At 67.2% G+C, this 20,715-nt stretch carries 17 protein-coding genes; 5 read left to right on the top strand and 12 right to left on the bottom strand.

What is annotated here, in order from left to right; all coding sequences use genetic code 11:
* The first annotated feature begins 1 nt into the window (after position 1).
* A complete protein-coding gene (locus tag DFR29_RS21735; RefSeq protein ID WP_133820748.1) occupies positions 2-925 on the top strand; it encodes a DMT family transporter in 924 nt (307 codons plus the stop codon).
* A 4-nt stretch (positions 926-929) separates the two neighbouring features.
* Here DFR29_RS21735 and DFR29_RS21740 read toward each other — a convergent pair whose 3' ends face one another.
* The 5 genes from DFR29_RS21740 to lptD all read right to left on the bottom strand — a co-directional run bounded on the left by DFR29_RS21740 (position 930) and on the right by lptD (position 9,102).
* Positions 930-1,382 carry a (2Fe-2S)-binding protein gene (locus tag DFR29_RS21740; RefSeq protein ID WP_133820749.1) on the bottom strand — a complete coding sequence of 151 codons (453 nt, stop codon included), beginning with the start codon at positions 1,380-1,382 and terminating at the stop codon, positions 930-932.
* Positions 1,383-1,410: 28 nt separating this feature from the next.
* The gene (locus DFR29_RS21745) at positions 1,411-3,810 is read right to left on the bottom strand and encodes a xanthine dehydrogenase family protein molybdopterin-binding subunit (protein WP_208113678.1); all 2,400 of its coding nucleotides are present in this window, start codon (positions 3,808-3,810) and stop codon (positions 1,411-1,413) included.
* A 428-nt stretch (positions 3,811-4,238) separates the two neighbouring features.
* The gene (pdxA, locus tag DFR29_RS21750; protein WP_133820750.1) at positions 4,239-5,234 is read right to left on the bottom strand and encodes a 4-hydroxythreonine-4-phosphate dehydrogenase PdxA; all 996 of its coding nucleotides are present in this window, start codon (positions 5,232-5,234) and stop codon (positions 4,239-4,241) included.
* Between the two features lie 88 nt (positions 5,235-5,322).
* Complete coding sequence (locus DFR29_RS21755) at positions 5,323-6,690, bottom strand: peptidylprolyl isomerase (RefSeq protein ID WP_133820751.1); 1,368 nt, start codon at positions 6,688-6,690, stop codon at positions 5,323-5,325.
* A 114-nt stretch (positions 6,691-6,804) separates the two neighbouring features.
* Positions 6,805-9,102, bottom strand: coding sequence for an LPS assembly protein LptD (lptD, locus tag DFR29_RS21760; protein WP_133820752.1), 2,298 nt, complete (start codon positions 9,100-9,102; stop codon positions 6,805-6,807).
* Positions 9,103-9,234: 132 nt separating this feature from the next.
* Here lptD and msrB point away from each other — a divergent pair, with 132 nt between their 5' ends.
* Positions 9,235-9,648, top strand: coding sequence for a peptide-methionine (R)-S-oxide reductase MsrB (gene msrB / locus DFR29_RS21765; protein WP_133820753.1), 414 nt, complete (start codon positions 9,235-9,237; stop codon positions 9,646-9,648).
* Between the two features lie 242 nt (positions 9,649-9,890).
* On the opposite strand, the gene DFR29_RS21770 is transcribed toward msrB, so the two are convergent.
* The 5 genes from DFR29_RS21770 to cobS all read right to left on the bottom strand — a co-directional run bounded on the left by DFR29_RS21770 (position 9,891) and on the right by cobS (position 13,664).
* Complete coding sequence (locus tag DFR29_RS21770; protein ID WP_133820754.1) at positions 9,891-10,598, bottom strand: hypothetical protein; 708 nt, start codon at positions 10,596-10,598, stop codon at positions 9,891-9,893.
* Positions 10,599-10,682: 84 nt separating this feature from the next.
* Positions 10,683-11,603: a histone deacetylase family protein gene (locus DFR29_RS21775; RefSeq protein WP_133820755.1), complete on the bottom strand. Its 921-nt coding sequence runs from the start codon at positions 11,601-11,603 to the stop codon at positions 10,683-10,685.
* 21 nt (positions 11,604-11,624) lie between these two features.
* Entirely contained in the window at positions 11,625-12,188 is a 564-nt protein-coding gene (locus tag DFR29_RS21780) for a cob(I)yrinic acid a,c-diamide adenosyltransferase (protein WP_133820756.1), read from the bottom strand.
* Positions 12,189-12,309: 121 nt separating this feature from the next.
* Positions 12,310-12,918 (bottom strand): histidine phosphatase family protein, encoded by a 609-nt coding sequence (locus DFR29_RS21785; RefSeq protein ID WP_133820757.1) that lies wholly within the window; start codon positions 12,916-12,918, stop codon positions 12,310-12,312.
* Positions 12,909-13,664 (bottom strand): adenosylcobinamide-GDP ribazoletransferase, encoded by a 756-nt coding sequence (gene cobS / locus DFR29_RS21790; RefSeq protein ID WP_166654262.1) that lies wholly within the window; start codon positions 13,662-13,664, stop codon positions 12,909-12,911. The genes DFR29_RS21785 and cobS overlap by 10 nt, the downstream gene beginning before the upstream one ends.
* Positions 13,665-13,793: 129 nt before the next feature.
* Between cobS and ubiH the strand changes: the two genes are divergently transcribed.
* Positions 13,794-15,014: a 2-octaprenyl-6-methoxyphenyl hydroxylase gene (gene ubiH, locus DFR29_RS21795; protein ID WP_133820759.1), complete on the top strand. Its 1,221-nt coding sequence runs from the start codon at positions 13,794-13,796 to the stop codon at positions 15,012-15,014.
* Positions 15,011-16,195 (top strand): UbiH/UbiF/VisC/COQ6 family ubiquinone biosynthesis hydroxylase, encoded by a 1,185-nt coding sequence (locus DFR29_RS21800; protein WP_133820760.1) that lies wholly within the window; start codon positions 15,011-15,013, stop codon positions 16,193-16,195. The genes ubiH and DFR29_RS21800 overlap by 4 nt, the downstream gene beginning before the upstream one ends.
* A 170-nt stretch (positions 16,196-16,365) precedes the next feature.
* On the opposite strand, the gene DFR29_RS21805 is transcribed toward DFR29_RS21800, so the two are convergent.
* The gene (locus tag DFR29_RS21805; protein ID WP_166654263.1) at positions 16,366-17,589 is read right to left on the bottom strand and encodes a hypothetical protein; all 1,224 of its coding nucleotides are present in this window, start codon (positions 17,587-17,589) and stop codon (positions 16,366-16,368) included.
* Between the two features lie 175 nt (positions 17,590-17,764).
* Here DFR29_RS21805 and DFR29_RS21810 point away from each other — a divergent pair, with 175 nt between their 5' ends.
* Positions 17,765-19,807, top strand: a complete 2,043-nt coding sequence (locus DFR29_RS21810) for a DUF3616 domain-containing protein (RefSeq protein WP_166654264.1) — start codon at positions 17,765-17,767, stop codon at positions 19,805-19,807.
* Positions 19,808-20,046: 239 nt separating this feature from the next.
* Here DFR29_RS21810 and DFR29_RS21815 read toward each other — a convergent pair whose 3' ends face one another.
* Positions 20,047-20,511 (bottom strand): hypothetical protein, encoded by a 465-nt coding sequence (locus tag DFR29_RS21815; RefSeq protein WP_133820763.1) that lies wholly within the window; start codon positions 20,509-20,511, stop codon positions 20,047-20,049.
* Positions 20,512-20,715 lie beyond the last annotated feature (204 nt).

Here is a 20,715-nt window from a genome sequence, read left to right on the forward strand (position 1 = left end):
AATGACGCTGGCGATGATGGTGCGGATGCTGGCCCTGGCGATGATCTGGGGCGGCTCTTTCCTGTTTATGCGTATTGCGGTGCCGGAGTTCGGCACCGGGTTTACCGCTGCCGGGCGCATTGCGCTGTCGGCGCTGGTGCTGCTGGCCTTTGTGCGGCTGCAGGGGCTGGATCTGCAGTGGCACAGGCATTGGCGCGCCTATGCCTGGATCGGTGCGCTGAGTGCCGGCGTGCCATTCCTGCTGTTTGCGCATATGGCGAAGTACCTGCCGGCAGGCTATTCGGCAGTGCTGAATGCGACAGTGCCACTGTTTGCGGTGCTGCTGGGCTGGTATCTGCAGCGCACGCGGCCGTCGCTGTCGAAGCTGGCGGGCGTGGTGGTGGGCCTGGCCGGCGTAGTGACGATTGCCCGCTTCGGCACGGTGACCCTGACGGCGGCAACGGCGCTGGCCTTCGTTGCCGGCCTGCTCGCCGCGGCGCTGTATGCGCTGGGCGCGGCGGAATTGCGCCGCCTGTTCGCCGGTACGCCGCCGGTAGTCGCGGCGACGGGCAGCCAGGTCGGTGCAGCGCTGCTGCTGTCGCCGCTGTTGCTGCTGAACACGCCGACCCATCTGCCGCCACTGGCGCCGGGCCTGGCCCTGGTCGCCCTGGGCCTGGTCTGCACCGCGGTTGCGTTCGTGGTGTATTTCCGGCTGCTGCGCGACGCGGGGCCGGAGCGTGCGACCACGGTGACCTTCCTGGTGCCGGTGTTTGCGCAGATCTGGGGCGCCGTGTTCCTGCACGAACCGATTACCGCGGCCAGCCTGGCGGGCCTGGGCCTGGTGATGCTGGCGGTGCTGCTGGTGTTCGAGAAGCTGCGCCTGCCGCAGCGGCGCGTGGCTGCGGTGGCCGTGGCCTTGAAGCCCTGCGTGACGGGCAAGGAGTGAACCCCTAGCCGGCGAGCTGCCGGATGGCGGCGCGGATGCGCGGATAGGTGCCGCAGCGGCAGACGTTTTCGATCGCATCGATGTCGGCGTCGCTGGGCGGCGCCGATTGCGCGAGCAGGGCGGCGACGGCCATGATCTGGCCGGGCTGGCAGTAGCCGCACTGGGCGACGTCCATGTCCATCCAGGCTTGCTGTACCGGGTGCAAGGTATCGCCATCAGCCAGGCCTTCGATGGTGGTGATCTGCGCGCCGGCCGGCAGCTGCTGCATCAGCACGGTGCAGGGCGTGAACGCGGCACCGTCGAGGTGGCAGGTGCAGGCGCGGCAGACGCCGACGCCGCAGCCGTATTTCGGCCCGGTGATGCCGAGCTTGTCGCGCAATACCCAGAGCAACGGCATGTCGGCAGGTGCATCGACGCTGACGGTCTGGCCGTTGATGAGCAGGGTGTAGCTGGGCATGCGGTGGTCTCCTGGCACGCCGTGGGCGTCAGCCGAGCAAGGGAAAGCGCCGCGGCGCAATGCCGGTGGCGCGGGCATAGGCGTTGGCGACGGCGGCGGCGGCCGCGGATACGCCGAGTTCGCCACAACCGCCGGGTTCGCCGCTGGGCGGCAGCACGTGGGCTTCGAACAGCAGCGGTGAATGGCGCATTCGCGCATAGTGGAAATCGGCAAAACTTCCCTCGCGCACGGCGCCGTTGTCGATGTGCAGCCCGGCCTGCAGGGTGACGGAAATACCGTCGATCAGTGCTCCCATCAGTTGCGCCTGTACACCGCGCGGGTTGACCGCCAGGCCGACATCGGCCGCGGCGACGGCGCGGGTGACGCGCGGCGCGCTGGCGTCGCTGCAGTCGATTTCCACCAAGTAGGCAACGCTGGAGCCGTATTCGTCCCAGACGCCGATGCCTTGCGCATGATGCGGCGGCAGGATGCGGCCCCAGGGGCCGGCGCTGGCGACCTTGTCGAGCACGGCGCGCACGCGGGCCGAGGTCACCGTATCGCGGCGGAAGGCGAGCGGGTCGCGGCCGAGTTTTGCCGCAATCGCATCGACCATGATCTCGTGCACCACGCCGGCCATGCCGGAAAACACGCCGCGCCAGCTGCCGGTAGGCATGTCCAGCGGCACTTCGCCGAGCAGGTTGGTGACGACGCCGAAGTCGTAGGGAAGGTTTTGCGTCAGCGCGTAGAACGCCTGGCTGGCCACCGCGGGTGCCAGGCTGAAGCCGAGCGCCGTCAGCGCTTCGCCGGCGCCGTGGCGCAGGTCGGTCTGTACCGCGGCCATGCGGTGTTCGTAGCTCAGCACGCGGCCCAGCAGATGGGTGGCGCGGGCGCGATGGAAACTGGCCGGACGCATGCGGCCGTGGCGCATGTCGTCGTTGCGCGTCCACATCAGCTTGACCGGTCGGCGCAGGCGCTGGGAAATCTGCGCGGCTTCCAGCGCGGCGTCGAAGAACAGGCGCCGGCCGAACGAGCCGCCGCCGCGGATCACGTGAACGTGCACCTGCGACACGGGCAGGCCCAGGCGTGCGGCGATGGTCTGCTGCGCGATGATCGGCGATTTGCCGGCATACCAGATCTCGGCACTGTGCTCGCGTACGTCGGCGACCGCGCCGAGGGTTTCCAGCGGCGCGTGGCTGACGAAGGCGAACTCGAAATTCGCCTCGACCGTGGCGCTGAGCAGGGGCGGCAGCAGCAAAGGCGGCACGGCGTTGCGCAGGCGCGCGCGGATCTGCGTGTCGGACAGGCTGGCGAGCGGGCCTGCCTGCCACTCGATCTGCAGGGCATCGCGGGCCTTGAAGGCCTGGTCGAAGGTTTCGGCAACGACGGCGATGCCGCTGTCGATCTCGGTGATGGCGACGACACCCGGCAGCATTCTTGCCGCCGCATCGCTGTAGCGGCGGACGCGGCCGCCCAGGGTCGGCGCACGGGCGACGACCGTCGGCAGCGCGCCGGGAATCTGCAGATCCATCGCGTAGCGGGCTTTGCCGGTGACGATGTCGCGCGCGTCGAGGCGGCCGGTCGGGGTGCCCACCAGATCGAAGCGGGCCTGGGGTTTCAGCGTGGGCGCGATGGCGGGCAGGACGACCTGCGCCGCGGCGGCGGACAGCGAACCGTAGCTGGCGCGCCGGCCATCGCCGGCGATCACTTCGCCGCGCCGTGTGACCAGTGTGCTCGCCGGCAGGCTCCAGCGCTGCGCAGCGGCGGTGACCAGGCGTGCTCTGGCTGCCGCCGCGGCGGCGCGCAGTGGCAGCCAGAGCGAACGGATGGCATTGGACGAACCGGTCAGCTGGTTGAAGGCGAATTCGGGCCGGGCCGGGCTGAGTTGCACGTCGAGCTGTTCCAGCCGCGCATCGAGTTCCTCGGCGACGATCATGGCCGCAGCCGTGGTGATGCCCTGGCCGACTTCGGCGCGTGGCAGTTCCAGGTGCACGCGATCCTGCGCATCCACTTCCAGCAGTACCGCGAAGGCGGTCAGCGCGCCAGCGAGGATCAGCACATCGCCCAGGTCGACCACGTCGGGCAGGCCGATGGCGGTGACGCTGGCACTGCTGGCCTGGGCTTCTTCGCCCAGGCCCAGGCGCACGGCGATGGTCAGCAGTGGCGCGGCGACGAGGCTGGCGAGGAAGTGGCGCCGGCCGGGGCTGGCTGCAGTATTTGTTTCGTTTGTGCGGTTTACCGCATTTGCCGCATCCGATGCATCCTGGGCATCCGATGCATCTGTGGCGGGCGTTGTGGTGGGCAGACCCGATGCGGGCGCTGCGACGGGGAAGCCTGCAGCATGCATCACGCTTGCGGCGTTCACCGCTGGCGCGGTTTCGCGCGTGTCGGACACCACGGCAGCGGTGGACGGCTCTGAAGGCGGCGCGGTGGCGCTGGCGCAGCGGTCCATGCGGTTCTCCTCGACCCGGATCGTTGCAGGGTTGCTGCGCCCCCCGCGGCCGATGGCGGCCGCCACAGTTTCCAGGGCTTCACCATGCCTTCACTCGCTGGCGTAGGGCAATCGGCGCATTTCCTCAGCGGGCGGGCGGGTTTTCCCACAGGCGCGGGCGACAGGTTCGAAAAAAATCGGACTGTCCCCTGTCTCATCGTCCATGCGGCATTGACCGGCGGGGCGCTGAAAAGCATCGTCAGGCTGGAGCAAGCCGCAGGCGAACCCCGGCATCGCGGTGCGGCACCATCAAAGAACCCTTGCCGAAGGAATTGTCTACATTGCCGCAATGTGGGCGGGAAAGCGGCTTCTGCGTGGGCTTTTTGTTGCGCTGACACCGCGATGCCGGGGTTCGCCTGCGGCTCGCCGCCAAGCGACGGTTCGCGGCTTCAATCCGCCGCGCGACGCCGCAATGCCAGGTCCAGCGCCAGCCGCGTCGCCGCGATCAGGCTGCCTGCCTCGGCCACACCCTTTCCGGCCAGATCCAACGCGGTGCCGTGATCGACCGAGGTGCGGATAAACGGCAGGCCCAGCGTGATATTCACCGCATGGCCAAAGCCCAGCGCCTTGAGCACGGGCAGGCCCTGGTCGTGGTACATGGCGAGTACTGCATCGGCCTTGGCCAGATGGCTGGGCAGGAAGGCGGTATCCGCCGGCAGCGGACCGGTCAGCTGCAGGCCTTCGCCGCGCAGGTCGCGCAGCAAGGGTTCGATGATGTCGATTTCCTCGCGGCCCAGATGGCCGCCTTCGCCCGCATGCGGGTTCAGGCCCAGCACCAGGATGCGCGGCTGGGCGATGGCGAATTTGCCCAGCAGGTCGCGCTGCACGATGCGCAGCGTGGTTTCCAGGCTGGCGCGGGTGATCGCGGCCGGTACGGCCGACAGCGGCAGGTGGGTAGTGGCGAGAGCGACGCGCAGGTCGTTCGCCACCAGCATCATGACGACGTCGCTACCGGCACGCAGGGCGAAGTATTCGGTATGGCCCGAGAACGGAATGCCGGCGTCGTTGATGATGCTTTTCTGTACCGGCGCGGTGACGACGGCGTCGAACTCGCCGGCCAGGCAGCCGTCGCAGGCGCGTGCCAGGGTCGACAGCACATAGCCCGCATTGGCTTTGTCGAGCTGGCCCGGTACGACATCTGCTGCCAGATCGACCGCGACCAGACGCAGGCTGCCGGGCTGGCGGCCGGCAATGGGCTGGCCGTCGTCGGCAACGAGGTGCAGCTCGATGCCGCGCGAGCGCGCCGCGGCCTGCAGCAGGTTGGCATCGCCAACGGCGATCAGGTCGGCGGCAATGTCGCTGCGGGCCAGCTCGGCGACCAGTTCTGGCCCTATGCCGGCCGGCTCGCCCAGGGTGATGGCCAGGCGCGGCAGCGGTGCGTTCATGTGCGCGCCCGCTGCGCGCTGCGGGTGGAGCGGTTCGACACGGATGGCATTGTCAAACGTTCCACTCCTGTACTAATGCGGTGTTGCCTCAGCTGCCGGTCTTGGGCTCGCCCTTGGTATCGAAACCGGCCAGGCGGTATTCGATATAGGCCTCGGACTTGAGCTGGCGCATGAGGTTTTCGTACTCGTCCTCGGCCTTGCGCTGCTGGATCGCTTCGCGCGCCTGGGCGCGGCGCGCGTCGGCGGTGCGGTCGAGTTCGCGCATGCCCAGGCGCTTGACGAAGTGGAAGCCGACATTGCTGCGGAACGGCTGGCTCAGTTCGCCGTCCTTGAGCTGGCTGATCACTTCGCCGACTTGCGGACCGTAGGTGTCGATCGGGAACCAGCCCATGTCGCCGCCGGCGTTGGCGCTGGTGTTGTCTTCGGAATTGGCCTTGGCCAGTGCGGCGAAATCTTCGCCGGATTCGACGCGGCGGCGCAGATCCTTGATCTTCTTTTCCGCCTCGGCTTCGCCGACCAGTTCGGTGACCTTGATCATCATGTGCTGGGCGTGGAACTCGGTGACCATCTGCGTGCCCTGCTCGCGCTTTTCCACCAGCTTGAGGATGTGGAAGCCGCTGGGGCCGCGCACGGCCTGGGAAACCTGGCCTACGCTCATGCCCTGCAGCAGGTCGGAGAACACTTCCGGTACCTGGTCGTAGCGGCGCCAGCCCAGGTCGCCGCCTTCGAGGGCGTCGCCGGCATCGGAGGAACGCATGGCCACGGCGGTGAAGTCGCCCGTGCTTTCGATGTCGCGGCGCACTTTCTCGGCTTTCTCGCGAGCGGCCGAGATCTGTTCGGCGCTGGCGCCGTCGGGCACGCCGACCAGGATGTGCGACAGGCGCACTTCGCCGGTCTTCAGGCTGTTGCTGGCGAGCATGATGTCGATTTCGGCGTCGCTGACCTGGGCCGACTGGGCGACGCGCTGGCGCAGGCGCTGGGTGGTCAGCTCGTCGCGCAGGTTGCGGCGGAATTCTTCGTAGCTGAGGCCGTCGCGGGCGATGGCCGTGCGCAGCTGGTCGACGTCCATCTTGTTGCTGCGCGCGATATTGCCGATGGCTTGTTCGATTTCCACGTCGCCGATGCGCACGCCGGTCTGGCTGGCCTTCGCGACCTGCAGGCGGGTCATGATCAGGCGGTCGAGTACCTGGCGTTCGAGGATATTGCGGGGCGGCAGCTGTTGCGGATTGCGCTGGTACTGGGCCAGCACCTGGGTGACGGCGCGGTCCAGCTCGCTTTGCAACACCACGTCTTCGTCGACGATGGCCACGATGCGGTCGAGGGAGCCGTCGTCGCGTACCGGCTGCTGGGCCGCCGGGTTCGGCGTCTGCGCAGCGGGTGGGGCGAGGAATTGGGCCGGCGCCGCGGCCGAGAACAGAGTGATCAGCAGGGCAAACGCGAGCGCAGGCTTGTTCATCGCAGGTCCGTGAAGAGCTTTGGAATAGCGCGGGCCGGAACCGGCTCCGCGATCGGGCGACGAGTGTGCACGTCGCCCTGGACTGGTGCCTGAACGGTCAGGCACCGAACCGTTTTATTGATAGCCGAGGATACCACGGCGCAGGAAATCGCCGGTTTTCTGGCCGATCGCGCCCAGGCCCTTCAGCTCCATTTCGAAGTACAGGGCGTCGTTGGCCTCGCCGCTGGCATCGCGCAGGTAGTGCCGCGCGAGCAGGCGCCAGACCACGCAGCAGGAGTCGCGCTCCACGCCGAACAGGGTTTCCAGCGGCTTGCGGTCGCGCAGGGAATAATTCCAGCGGCCGATCAGGCGCCATTTGTCATTCAGCGGTATCAGCGCCGAAATGTCGGTCTGTTCGAGGAAATCGCGGCGGTAGCGGTACGACAGGTTCAGCACGCCGTCGCCGAGGAACTTGCGCTGCACGCTGATGGCCGACAGGTCGGTGCGGTCGTTGTTCGGGTCCCACTGGTCGGCTACGCGCAGGCGCCAGCGGTCGTTCAGATGCACGTCCAGTTCGGCTACGTAGTCCGAGCCGGAATAGCGCGTCGGTGCGCCGTACAGCTGTACGCGCTGGTCGTCGAAATAGCGGATCTGGCCCAGGCTGGCCGACAGGCGCTCGGTACCGGTCGCGCTTTCCAGCAGGCGCGTAGTGACGGCGGCGGTCAGGTTGTTCGCGTCCATCTGGCGGTCGGCGCCGGTATAGCGATTGGTGGTGAACAGCTGCGGGAAGTCGAAGCTCAGCAACTGTGCGTCGAACAGCGGCAGCTGGTCCTGGTTGCGGTAGGGCACGTAGAGGTAGAACAGGCGCGGTTCCAGCGTCTGGGTATAGCTCTTGCCGAACAGGTTGGCGTCGCGTTCGAACACCAGGCCCATGTCCAGGCTGCTGATCGGCGTGGTGCGGTCGGGCGAGGCTTTCCGGCGGCTGCCGTCGGCCAGCTCGGTCTGCACGTCGTAACGCGTGTGGCGTACGCCGAATTCGGGGCGCAGGAACCACGACGCGCCTTCCATGGGCAGGCTCAGGTACGGGTACAGGTCCAGGCGCTGGCCGGTGGTCGGGCAGGTGCGCGTGCCGTCGATCGTGAAGCAATCCTTGTCGAAGGCGACGAATTCCGACTTCACGCCGCCGCGCAGGCTGCCGAGCAGGCCGAAATCGCCTTCGAAGGTGGCGCGAGGCAGGCGCCGGTAAGGTTCGAACTGGTCGGACAGGGTGGGATCGGTGATCTGGTACTTGTCGCCGCCGATGCTGGCGCTCCAGCCGCGGCCGCGGCCGTTGAGGTAGGCACTGGACGGCAGCAGGCTGGTGGCGACCGAGGACAGGCTGTCGCCGAAGTCCTCGAAATAGCGTTTGTCCGACACGCCGTTGATATTGGCGGTGAAATTCCAGTTCGACGAGATCGAGGTGAAGTTGTCCCAATGCCAGGCGCCGCGTTCGCGCTCGGCGCGGCGGTCGTTCGACATCCAGCTGCCGTCGATCTGGCCGCGGCTGCTGTCGGTGAGGTAGCGGAATTCGGCGCCGGCCATGAAGCCGCGCTGGGTGACCAGGCGCGGGAACAGGGTCAGGTCGTAGTTCTCGGCCAGGTTGAAGTAATACGGCAGGGTGAAATCGAGGCCGCTGTTGCCGTTGAAGCCGAAGCTCGGATAGAGGAAGCCGCTCTGGCGCCGGTCGTCGGTGGGAAAGCGCGCATACGGCAGCCACAGCACCGGCACGTCGCCGACACGCAGGGTGACATCATGGCCGCGGGCGATGCCTTCGGCCTGGTCGATGTTCAGGTCCTTGGCGCGGATCTCCCAGCTGGGCTGGTCGGGATCGCAGGTGGAGAAGCGCACCATCTTCATGTGCGCGTGCTCGTCGTCGAGCAGTTCGGCCTGGGCCGCGCTGCCGTTGCCGCGCGACGTGAGCATCTGGAAGCGCGCGTCGTCCAGCACGGCGGTGCTCGGCGTGGTCTTGCCCTGAGCCTTGCTGGCCGACAGCAGCATGCTGCTGTCCTGGTAGCGCACATTGCCGGTGGCGAGCCAAGCCGTGGTTTCGGTCCAGTAGGTCAGCTCGTCGGACTGGATCAGCTGGTCCAGGCGCTGGATGCGCGCCTTGCCCTGCAATACGTACTTCGTGGTGTCGGCGGACTGGAATCGGTCTGCGCTGAAATCGGTCTCGGCCTGTTCGCGCACGCCGCTGGTCGGCAGGCCGGGCACATAGAACGCCAGCAGCGCGTTCGGCTTGCACAGGCTGAAATCGTCGGATTTGCGCGGGCATTGATCGCTGCCCGGCAGGCAGGCCGCGGGCTTGGCGGCATGGGCATTCAGGCCGTACAGACACAGTACGGTGGCCTGCACCAGCAGGCGCAGGCGGGGAGTACGCGAAAGATTGCGCGGCACGGTCAGGTCTTTGGCAGACGGGTGAGGCGCGTAAGATGCCCGAAAGCCGACCATGGCAGCAATCGGCACATTGGCAAGTGCTTGATCTTGCTTGCTTGAGGTTCAGCCGTACGGCCCTATTTCGGAGCAACCATGAATACCAAGATCGAAAAGACCGACGCCGAATGGCGTGAAGAACTGACCCCCGAGCAGTACGCCATCTGCCGCTGCTCGGCCACCGAGCGGGCATTTACCGGCCAGTACTGGGATCACCACGAACGCGGCATCTACCACTGCGCCGCCTGCCAGGCCGAACTGTTCGGTTCGGACAGCAAATACGACTCGGGCAGTGGCTGGCCCAGCTATTTCCAGCCGCTGCAGGCGGCGGCGGTGAGCGAGCATGTCGACGAAACCCATGGCATGCGCCGCGTCGAGGTGCGTTGCGCCCGCTGCGAGTCGCACCTGGGGCATGTGTTTCCGGACGGGCCCAAGCCTACGGGGCTGAGGTATTGCATCAATTCGGCGGCGCTAGGGTTTGCGGCTGCCGATGAAGCTGGGAAAAGCTGACCTGAGTGTTGCTGTGTCGCTACAACCAGTCGTCGAGGTTGATTTGAGCGGCAGCCCTCTCCGCCAAACACGTTTGGAGGAGAGGGCCAGGCGGTGTTCCTTCTCCTTCGACACGGCCGGGTAAAGGGCTGGGGCAAGGGGCGAGCCTTGCCACACGAATTTCGCCGATCAGCCCAGGCGCGAGCAGCGGTCGGCACACGCCATCCCGCCTGCCATTCCCGCTCAAGCCCCGCAAAAACGCTTCAACACCCCTGCGCCACCGGCGTCAGCGAACACACGTCCAGCGACAACACATTGCCCTCGTTGGACGTGCGGAACACCACATCGTTGTTCACTATCACCGGCACCGACGGATAGCCCACCACACCGATATCCGGATTCACGCGGTACCGGATCTGCTGGTCGCCTGCCTGCGGCACGCTGGACACCACCGGTATGAGGAATTCCAGCCAGATACCTTGTGCCGAGCGCCAGGCGCCACCCTCGGCGGTATTGCGCGGTGCGCGGATGGCATAGCCCTCCAGCCCCTGGCTCAGCTGCTGCGGACAGCCATAGCCCGAATCGTTGCCCAGGTTGATCAGGCGCGGGCCGTTCGGCACGCGGGCGAAGCAGAAGGCGGGGTTGTCGGTCGAGATGGCCGGTGTGATGCCGTTGGGCAGCAGCAGTTCCAGGCCGATCACGCTGCCGCCGCAGGGATTGCCCGGGTGGCTGATGATCAGGTGGGTATAGAACACTTCGCCGATGGCCGGCGTCAGGTTCGGCGGCAGCAAGGTATAGCCGGTATAGGCCTGTACCCGCGTCTGCAGGATGGGCGGATCGCTGACGCAGGCGATGTTCGTGCCTATGCTCTTGAACACGCCGTCGAACCACGGCAATTGCAAGGCCTGGGCCGGGCGGTTCGCCGCCAGGGTCAACAGCAACGCAAACAAGCCCAGCAAGCGGCGAACCATGAACGTAACCTCGTGACGTCCCCGCAGCAGCGCGGGGTTCGTCGCCAAGGACGCAGTCGCAGGCACAAAACTGTCAGGTGTGGGTCAGTCCAGCAGCGCGGCCACATGCGCCTGCACCGACTGGCGCAGCGCAGTCAGGCTGTAGCCGCCTTCCAGCGTGGATACGACGCGGCCGCGCGCATGCTTGCGCGCAATGTCCAGCAATTCCTGCGTGACCCAGGCGTAGTCCTCGGCGTCGAGGTTGAGATTGGCCAGCGGGTCGAGCTTGTGCGCGTCGAAGCCGGCGGAAATCAGCAGCAGCTGCGGCTTGAATGCATTCAGCGCGGGCAGGATGCGTTCGCGATAGGCCGTGCGGAATTCGCCGCTGCCACCGCCCGATGGCAGCGGCTCGTTGACGATATTGCCCACGCCGGTCTCGCGGCGCAGGCCGCTGCCGGGATACAGCGGCATTTCGTGGGTGGAGGCGTACAGCACGCGCGCCTCGTTCTCGAAGATGTCCTGGCTGCCGTTGCCGTGGTGGACATCGAAATCGACGATGGCGACGCGCTGCAGCCCGCGGGCCAATGCATGCGTAGCGCCAATGGCAACATTGTTGAAAAGGCAAAAACCCATGGCCTGTGCATGCGTGGCGTGGTGGCCGGGCGGGCGCACGGCGCAGAAGGCGCGTTCGTGCTGTGCGTCGATCACCGCGTCGACCGCGGCGCAGACGGCGCCGGCTGCACGCAGGGCGGCTTCGAGCGAGCCCGTGCTCATCACCGTGTCGGCGTCGATGCGTACGTCGCCTTCCTGCGGTGCCTGGGCGAAGACGGCTTCGACCTGGCCCGGGCTGTGCGCGCGCAGCAACTGTTCGCGCGTGGCGCGCGGCGCTTCGATGCGGTCGACGCCGGCAAAGCGGTCGGTGTCCAGCGCTTCCAGCACGGCTTTCAGGCGTGCCGGCGATTCCGGATGGCCGGCGCCGGGCTCATGGCGCAGGCAGCTGGCGTGGGTATACAGAGCGAGTTGCATGGCGGCGGCTGTCCTCGCTGGTCAGGCCTTGGGCTTCTTGCGCCGCTCGTGCTGCCACAGCACCTCGCCGTGGCCGCTGGCGCGGGCGAGTACGCGGGCCAGCACGAACAGCAGGTCGGACAGGCGGTTCAGATAGCGCGTCGCCTCGGGCCGGATTTCTTCCAGCTGGCCCAGGGTCACCACTTCGCGCTCGGCGCGGCGGCAGACGGTGCGCGCCAGGTGACAGGTCGCTGCGGCCATGCCGCCGCCGGGCAGGATGAAGTCTTTCAGCGGCGGCAGGTCGGCGTTGAAGGAATCGAGCACATTTTCAAGGCGCGTGATGTCGTCGTCGAACACCATGGCCATGCCCGGTATGCACAGCTCGCCGCCGAGATCGAACAGGTCGTGCTGCACCTGTACCAGGCATTCGCGCATGGCTTCGTCCATGTCCTGCGCCAGCAGCATGCCGATGGTGCTGTTGAGTTCGTCCACGGTGCCATAGGCATTGACCCGGGCCGAATCCTTGCGCACGCGCGAGCCGTCGCCCAGGCCGGTGCTGCCGTCGTCGCCGGTGCGGGTATAGATCTTGGAAAGTCGGTTGCCCATGGGTGTCGGAAGGTCTCGGAATGGCGGCAGCTACGCGGCCGGTTGGGTGCGAGTGGAAAGGTTTCCAATGAGATTTGTGGTGCCGCGGCGACGGAACCGGCCGGCGGCAGCGCTGCGACGCTCAGGCATCGGCTTCGAAGCGCGAGGCATTCGTGTAGCTTACTTCAAACTGTCCCATGCGATAGCGGATACGGCTGGCGCGGGCATGGCCCAGGCCGATCGCGAAGGCCTTGGCCGGCGGCAGTCCCAGGGCATGGCAGAGCAGGGCGCGGATCGAGCCTGCATGTGCCACCGTCAGCACGAGATCGTCGTCCGCCATAGAGCCGAGCAGGGACGCCAGCCAGGCGCCCGTGCGGCGGATCACGTCGCTGAAACTCTCGCCACCGGGCGCTTCCTGGATCACCCAGTTGTCGGCCCAGTGGCGATAGCGCACCGGATCCTTGGCAGCGATGGCGTCCCAGCGTTCGCCGTCCCATTCGCCCAGGTCCAGCTCGCGCAGGCGCGGATCGGCCAGTGGTTCGATGGCGAAGCGCGCGGCGAAGATCTGCGCCGACTGCTGCGCCCGGCGCAGATCGCTGCAGAACAGGAAACGCGGCGCCGAACCTTGCCAATGCGCAGCCAGGCGCTGGATGGACAGGAAACCTTCGCTGGACAGGGCCACGTCGGTCTGGCCTATGCACAGGCCGGGTGTGGCTTCCGAATCGCCGTGGCGTACCAGGATCAGGTCCATCGCTGTGCTCCCGCTACGGCCAGGTAACAGGCCAGTTCGACGAACTGGTTCGCCGCACCCAGGGTGTCGCCGGTAATGCCGCCGAGCTGGCGGCGGAAATACAGCCCCGCCAGCGCGACCACGATCAGGCTGACCAGCGCCGCCAGCACGGCCAGCCAGCCGGCCGCGGCAACCAGGGCTGCGCTGAGCAGCGTAGCCGCGATGACCTGGCGTGCGCCTATGCCGTCAGCCACGGGTTTGTTCGCCGCGGCACCTTCGCGCGCATACGGCAGCAGGGCGGCCAGCGGCAACACGCTCCAGCGCGCCAGCACGTGGCCCAGGCCCAGGGCAAGGAACAGGTTGGCCGGGCTCAGCTGCGCCAGTGCCAGGTACTTGCCGCCCAGCACCACGATCAGGGCCAGCCCGGCATAACTGCCGATGCGGCTGTCGCGCATGATCTCCAGCTTGCGTTCGCGGCTGAAACCGCCACCCAGGCCGTCGGCCGTATCGGCCAGGCCGTCTTCGTGGAAGCCGCCGGTCACGGCAATCGCCGTAGCCAGCGCGCACCAGGGCGCCAGCGCAGGCGGCAGCAACTGCAGCGACAGCCAGGCCGCGCCCGCCGCGATGGCGGCGACGACGGCACCGACCAGCGGAAAGAACACCGAGGCCTGGGCCAGGCGTTCCGGTTCGGCATAACTCCAGCGCGCCAGCGGCAGCCGCGTCAGAAACGTCACGGCGGTGGCGAACAGGCGCAGCAGCGGGATCATGCGGACCTTCCCAGGAGGGACGGCGAGCGTAGAAGCCGGGTCTGCCAGCGTCAACGCATATGCCGCTGCGTCACCCCGCCTCAGTAGGCGCTTGCGCCTGCCGCGGCCCGTGCCGCTTATCATTGGCCGATGACAGCGCACTATGACGTAACCCTGGTCGGCAGCGGCCTGGTCGGCTCCAGCCTCGCCATCGCCTTGCACGACAGCGGCCTGAAACTGGCCTTGATCGAAGCCGCCGCGCCGCGCGAGCACGCGCAGCCGCGCGAAGACGAACGCAATCTCGCCCTGGCCCGGGCGAGTACCGTCGCCCTGGACAGCCTGGGCGTCTGGCGTCATCTGGCCGCCACGGCCAGCCCGATACGGCGCATCCATATCAGCCGCGCGGGCGAATTCGGCAGCCTGCGCCTGGATGCCCGGCGCCAGGGACTGGACGCCTTCGGCGCGGTGATTCCCGCGCGCGAACTCGGCGCCGCGCTGGCGCAAGAAATGCAGCAATGCACAGGGATACAACGCTACCAGCCGGCCGAGCTGCTGGATGCGGTAGCCGCGGCCGACCACGTCGCCCTGCGCCTGCGCAGTGGGCAGGACGAGCAGTCGATCACCACGCGCCTGCTGATCGGCGCCGACGGCACGCCGTCGCGCGTGCGCGCGCTGGCCGGCATCGGCACCGACGACACTGACTACGGCCAGACCCTGGTCGTCTGTTCGCTCAAGCCCGAGCGCGACCTGGCCGGCCTGGCCTACGAACGCTTCAGCGACAGCGGGCCGCTGGCCCTGCTGCCGCTGGCCGAGCGCCGCGCCGGCCTGGTGCTGAGCTTGGCGCATGCCGAAGCCGCCGCCGTGCAGGCCTTCGACGACACGCAATTCCTTGCCTACGCGCAGCAGCGTTTCGGCTGGCGCGCCGGCCGCTTCAGCCGCGTCGGCAGGCGCAGCGCGCACACCATCCGCCGCGTCGTCGCGCGCAGCCTGGTCGCGCCGCGCTGCGTGCTGATCGGCAATGCGGCGCAGACCATCCACCCCATCGGTGCGCAAGGCTTCAACCTCGGCCTGCGCGATGCGCTGAACCTGGCCCAGTCGCTCATCGCGCAACAGCGCCGCGGCGGCGACCCCGGTGCCGTCGATCTGCTGCAGGCCTATGCGCAGCAGCGTCGCGAAGACCGCGACGGCGTACTTGCCTTCAGCGACGGCCTGGTGCGCCTGGCCTGCCATCCGTCGGCCGCACTTGCGCCGCTGCGCAGCCTCGGCCTGCTGCTGGCCGACGGCCTGCCCGGCCTGGGCGATGCCATCGCGCGCCGCGGCATGGGTTTCCGCGGTCCACCTACCGCCTATGCACTCGGAGCACGTCCATGAGATCGCGCAAGCTGTTCGATATCGCCGTCGTCGGCGCCGGCATGGTCGGCAGCGCGACGGCGCTGGCCCTGGCCCGGCGTGGCCTGCGCGTCGCCCTGGTCGAGGAACGTGCGCCGCCCGCCTGGAGCGCCGCCGACGAAGTCGATCTGCGCGTGGTCGCGCTGGCGCCGTCGAGCATCGATCTGTTCGACGATCTGGGCGTGTGGCCGCGCATCCGTGCCGCGCGCGCGGCGGCGTACCGGCATATGCACGTCTGGGACAGCGGCAACGGCGCCCGCCTCGATTTCGACGCCGCGCAGGAAGGCGGCAGCGAACTGGGCTGGATCGTGGAAAACCGCCTGATCCAGCACTGCCTGTGGCAGGCACTGGAAAACGAAAGCGGTGTCGCGCTGCGCTGCCCCGGCCGCGTCGTGGCGACCGAAGACGAGGGCGAAGCACGCAGCCTGCGCCTGGACGACGACAGCAAGGTCCAGGCCCGTGTCGTGATTGCCGCCGACGGTGGCGCCTCGCCGCTGCGGGCAATGCTCGGCATCGGCGCCGGCGGCCATGTCTACGACCAGCATGCCCTGGTCGCGCATGTGCAGACCGAACGCGCCCACGAAGACACCGCCTGGCAGCGCTTCCTGCCCAGCGGCAGCCTGGCTTTCCTGCCGCTGGCCGACGGACGCTGTTCCATCGTCTGGTCGCTGCCGCCGCAACAATGCCGCGAACTGCGCGAAATGCCCGAAGTGGAATTCTTGCGCGAACTCGGCTGCGCCTTCGACTTCCGCCTCGGCCCGATACTTTCCACCTCGGCGCGGGCGGAATTCCCGCTGCGCCTGCTGCTGGCCGAACGCTATATCGCACCGCGCTTCGCCCTGGCTGGCGATGCGGCGCACGTCGTGCATCCGCTGGGTGGGCAGGGCGTCAACCTCGGCCTGCGCGATGTCAGCGCCTTGGTCGAGGCGGTGATGCAGGCGCAGGACCTCGGCCGCGACATCGGCAGCGATACCGTGCTGCGCCGCTACGAACGGCGCCGGCGCAGCGACAACACCGTTTCGGCCTGGGGCATGGACGGCATCAATCGCCTGTTCCGCAGCGAGTTCGAACCCGTCGTGTTTGCGCGCGGCCTGGGCTTGCGGGCGGTGAATGCGCTGTCGCCGCTGAAGCATCTGTTTGCGCGGCATGCGGCGGGGAAATAGTGCCGCTGGATCGATGGGCTTCTTCACCGACAACGGTGGCGCAGAGTGCTGAACGGTTGCGTCGCTATAGCTTCCTCTCTTCCAAGCTGTGGGGAGACGAGGGCTATAGCGTCCGCATCGTGATGCGCACAGGCTCGCTGCCGTCGGCGCTCGGGACGATGACTATGCCCCTACTGAAAACCTCCCGTAAAAATCGCATCCCCGGCACCACCGCTGTACACATGCAATTTCAGACTAGTGGAATTCGCCGGCAATGAAACCCAGGCCACTTTGCCGCCCGGGGCGCTGCGCAAGGATTCGTCGCGATTGCCCCAGCCGATGCCGGCGACTGTCTCCAGCGCAACGGTGAAATTGCCCGCCGCATCGATGACGCCCAGCTTGAACGCCGCGCTTTCGCGCCAGCCCACCAGGAACCGTTCCGGCGATGTGGTGCCGATGCGCGCCAGCACCGGATCGCGTTCGCTGGTGCCCGTGGTATTGGTCAGCCACTTTACCGACGGTGTCACCGCGGCCGTCGCGGTGAAGTTGAGCAGGCCTACGCCCTGGGCGGGATAGCTGGGCCGGTCCTGTGCGACGAAGGCGAGTTTCCAGCTGCTGTCGGCCGCGGCCAGCTGGCCGAACTGGCCCCAGACCGTGCCATTGCAACCGCCATCGACGGCAAACAGGTTGCGACTGTTGTTGTACAGAATGCCTTTGCTCGCATAACAATCGGACATGCAGATCGCGCTGAAGGTATTCATGCCGGCGTGGTAGCCGACCAGGCCGGCCATCTGGTGCGAGCAGCCCCAGTTCCAGCCGCCGCTGACAATACCGCCGGCATCGTTGAGATAGGTCAGCTGGTCGCCTTCGTGGCCGTCGTAGTCACCGACCGATCCATGTACGGAGAAATACGCGGCATAGCGCCCGTTGCCATAGGCCAGGCGTGCATCGCCGGTGTTCTGCTGCACGATCGCGACGGAGTTCGTGATCGCCGTGGAAAACACCTGTGCATTGCTCGCGCTGCGCCGGCTCAGGCGCAGCGTGTTGTCAGCACTGCGCCGCAGCAGCGCGGCGAAACTGCCGTCGTCGTGGGCGATGAGTCCGCGGATTTCTTCGCCGGCAAAGACAAAGGTGCTGGCGATGCTGCTGCCACTGAGCAGGCTGATGCGGCCGCCGCCGTCGCTGCCGCTCCAGCCCAGCCAATAGCTGCCGTCGCTGCGCGGCGCCAGATACAGGCGCGGGCCTATGCTGCAGAAACCGCCGACACAGTAGCTGGATGAGGTGCCGCTGCCCGTGGCCGGCAACGTAAAGCCGGTCGTGGCGATGCGATCGGCGACAGGGCCCGCAAGCGCGAGCGAGGGAGCAGCGAGCGCCGCGGCGCAAAGCGTGATGGATTTCGCGAAACCTGAGAACAATGCAGCACTCCACAGCCGAAAGTGCAGCCAAAGCGCCGCACGACTCGGAATTCTGGCCCAGCCCCGGCACTGCCTGCGTAACGTGGACGTTAATGCCCGTGTGACCGCTGTAACGAACGCGTCATTGCGCCTGGCCACACTGCGCGGCTTATTGCCGCCGAATCCAGGGGATCGCATGAAGAAGCCGCTACTGCTCGCGCTCTGCGCCAGCTTCGCCACTGTTGCCGCGTGCGCCAACGCGCAGATGCGCATCACCGAATTCATGTACGACGGCCCGGATGGCGAGTTTGTCGAATTCACCAATGTCGGTGCAACAGCAGTCGACATGAGCGGCTGGAGTTTCGACGACGACAGCAATGCGCCCGGCACCGTCGGTCTGGGCGCTTTCGGTACGGTGCAGCCGGGCGAGTCGGTGCTGTTCACCGACAGCACGGCCGCGGCGTTCCGCAGTGCCTGGAACCTGTGCAGCGGCGTGAAGGTGATCGGTGGCAATACCACCGGCCTGGGCCGTGCCGACCAGATCAATCTCTACGATGCGGCCAACCAGCGCGTCGATCGCCTGACCTATAACGACCAGGGCATTGCCGGATCGATACGCACCAAGGACAAGAGCGGCTGGGTTTCCGCCGCCGGCCTGGGCCAGGATGCCATCCTGCAGTGGACTTTGTCCAGTCTTGCGGATGTGGAGAATTCCCGCGCATCCGGTGGCGGCGCCATCGGCAGTCCCGGCCGCAGCGAGCGCCGCCAGTTCGACTTCGATCCCTGCAATACCTCGGCCGGCACGCCGGTGGTGACGATCGACGTGGCCAATACCACGCCGCGCCTCGACCTGGCGGTGAATGCTGCCGGGGCCGTCGCCGGCACCATCGGCGATGCGACCGATCCGGCTGCCGTCGCCGGCATCGCGCTGAATTTCAGCGACAGCGATGGCGATGCGGCAGCGCTGGTCGTCACCGCCAGCAGCAGCAATGCCACCGTGGTCGACAGCAGCGGCCTGCTACTCAGCGGCAGCGGTGCCACGCGTACCCTGCGCATCGTGCCGCAGGGCGTGGGCTATGCCAGCATCACACTGCGCGCGACCGATGCCGACAACAAGACCGGCAGCTATGTGATCAGCTATGCGGCTTCGCGTTCCAGCATCGCGGCCGAGCGCCATTTCACCGGTGCCAGCGATGCATCCGCGGCGATCGTCAGCGGCGACCATATGCTGGTCGCCGACGACGAAGGCCAGAACCTGCGCCTGTATCCGCGCGACGCTTCCGGCCTGGCGCATAACGGTTTCGATTTCACCGCTGCGCTGGCCCTGACCGATATCGACGGCGGCGTGCCGCGCGAAGTGGATATCGAAGGCGTTGCGCGCAGCGGCGACCTGATCTACTGGACCGGCTCGCATTCCAACAAGAAAGACAACGGCGCGGCGCGGCCGAATCGCCAGCGCGTGTTTGCCACACGCCTCAGCGGCAGCGGCGCTGCCACCATGCTGAGCTATGTCGCGCGCTACGATTTCCTGCGTGCCGACCTGGTGGCCTGGGACAGCAGCAACGGCCATGGTCTCGGTGCCAATGCACTTGGCCTTGCCGCCAGCGCGGCAACCGGCATCGCGCCCGAGCGCGACGACGGATTCAATATCGAAGGCCTGGCCATCGCGCCGGACGAAAACGGCCTGTTCATCGCCTTCCGCGCGCCGCTGCTGCCGACCACACAACGGACCAAGGCACTGCTGGTGCACGCGACCAATCTGCGCAGCACGATTGCGAACGCACCGGCGGGCGGTTCCTCGGCAGCGGGTAGTCTCAGCTTCGCGGCACCGGTCGAGATGGATCTGGGCGGACGCGGCATTCGCGACATCGTGCGCGGCAGCGACGGCGAGTACCTGATCGTCGCCGGTCCTACCGCGACTGCGACGGGTGTGGCGCCGTCGGATTTCCGCCTGTATCGCTGGAGCGGCAATGCGGCCGATGCGCCGCAGTTGCTGAGTGTCGATCTGGCGGGACTGGCGGCATCGGGCAGTATCGAGACCATCGTCAATTTCGACGGTGCCGGCGCGACGTTGCTGGAACTGCTGGCCGATAGCGGCGACACGGTCTGGTACAACGACGGCGTCATTGCCAAGGATCTGCCGGAGCCGCGCCAGCGCAAGTTCGTCAGTGGACGCCTGGCGGTGGAGATTCCGGCGGGGAACGATCGGGTGTTTCGGGACTCGTTCGAGGCGCGGTAGATCGCGCGGTGTTCTGGCTTTCAGACTTTGATTTTTGGCGTTGGCGGCATGGCGAAAATCCTGTATTGATTTCTGCGCGCAGGCCTTGGGCCTCGCCCGAACGTCAATCCCGGATTTCGCTTGATAAGGGGGAATTCCCCACATTCCAGAGGTTGCAGCGGGCCGGCCATGTCCGGCCCGCTGGCATTTCGGCACCGGCGGCGATCAACGCGGCAGCACCGCATTTTCGCCGCATGCCGTCATTGCTGGAAGCCGTCGGCGAAAATCGGATCGCCGTAGCTGTAGACGACGAACACGTCCAGCACATTGCTGTTGCCGTCGTCGGCCAGATCGCTACGTGACGAGACGAAGCCGATGCTTTCGCCATCGGTGGAAAAACGCGGCAGCCGGGTGATCTCATAGGCCGTATCGGGTCGATTGAAATAGGTCAGAGCGCGATAGCTGTCATTGTCGGCGTCGAACCGATACAGACGCTCGCCTCTGCCGATGTCCTGCGGGGTGATATTGCCCGCCGCAGCGGCAATGAAAGCGACGCGGCGGCCTTCGGCGCTGATCTCGGCGTTGTAACTTTCCACATTGCCCGCTGAGCCGCCGATATTGGCCGATACCCGCTGCAGTTGGCCGGTTTGTGCATCGTGGCGAAAGATCTGGGCAGTGTTCGCCGGCGAGGAGCCGGTCAGGTTCGCCGCGCGGCTGGCGAACACGCGGTAACGGCCGTCGGTGGACAGGCTGTTGGCCAGGCAGGGCCCATTGCCGGCCGCACCGCTCGCCTCCTGGCTGATGAGCAGGTTAGTGCCGGTTTGACGATCGCGCCCTGAAGTTCGGCGCCGGACTTCACGGCGCCGGCGGTGCTACAGGTACGCCTTTGTCTGATCGGCAAAATCCTGCGATCCGTCAATTTGGCCAGA

Source organism: Tahibacter aquaticus, assembly GCF_004363655.1.
Lineage (GTDB): Bacteria > Pseudomonadota > Gammaproteobacteria > Xanthomonadales > Rhodanobacteraceae > Tahibacter > Tahibacter aquaticus.

What these genes read in the sequence shown, in the direction of transcription:
- DFR29_RS21735 (WP_133820748.1), top strand. Translation starts at nt 2, where the DNA reads ATGACGCTGGCGATGATGGTGCGGATGCTGGCCCTGGCGATGATCTGG.
- DFR29_RS21740 (WP_133820749.1), bottom strand. Translation starts at nt 1,382, where the DNA reads ATGCCCAGCTACACCCTGCTCATCAACGGCCAGACCGTCAGCGTCGAT.
- DFR29_RS21745 (WP_208113678.1), bottom strand. Translation starts at nt 3,810, where the DNA reads ATGGACCGCTGCGCCAGCGCCACCGCGCCGCCTTCAGAGCCGTCCACC.
- pdxA (WP_133820750.1), bottom strand. Translation starts at nt 5,234, where the DNA reads ATGAACGCACCGCTGCCGCGCCTGGCCATCACCCTGGGCGAGCCGGCC.
- DFR29_RS21755 (WP_133820751.1), bottom strand. Translation starts at nt 6,690, where the DNA reads ATGAACAAGCCTGCGCTCGCGTTTGCCCTGCTGATCACTCTGTTCTCG.
- msrB (WP_133820753.1), top strand. Translation starts at nt 9,235, where the DNA reads ATGAATACCAAGATCGAAAAGACCGACGCCGAATGGCGTGAAGAACTG.
- DFR29_RS21770 (WP_133820754.1), bottom strand. Translation starts at nt 10,598, where the DNA reads ATGGTTCGCCGCTTGCTGGGCTTGTTTGCGTTGCTGTTGACCCTGGCG.
- DFR29_RS21775 (WP_133820755.1), bottom strand. Translation starts at nt 11,603, where the DNA reads ATGCAACTCGCTCTGTATACCCACGCCAGCTGCCTGCGCCATGAGCCC.
- DFR29_RS21780 (WP_133820756.1), bottom strand. Translation starts at nt 12,188, where the DNA reads ATGGGCAACCGACTTTCCAAGATCTATACCCGCACCGGCGACGACGGC.
- DFR29_RS21785 (WP_133820757.1), bottom strand. Translation starts at nt 12,918, where the DNA reads ATGGACCTGATCCTGGTACGCCACGGCGATTCGGAAGCCACACCCGGC.
- cobS (WP_166654262.1), bottom strand. Translation starts at nt 13,664, where the DNA reads ATGATCCCGCTGCTGCGCCTGTTCGCCACCGCCGTGACGTTTCTGACG.
- ubiH (WP_133820759.1), top strand. Translation starts at nt 13,794, where the DNA reads ATGACAGCGCACTATGACGTAACCCTGGTCGGCAGCGGCCTGGTCGGC.
- DFR29_RS21800 (WP_133820760.1), top strand. Translation starts at nt 15,011, where the DNA reads ATGAGATCGCGCAAGCTGTTCGATATCGCCGTCGTCGGCGCCGGCATG.
- DFR29_RS21810 (WP_166654264.1), top strand. Translation starts at nt 17,765, where the DNA reads ATGAAGAAGCCGCTACTGCTCGCGCTCTGCGCCAGCTTCGCCACTGTT.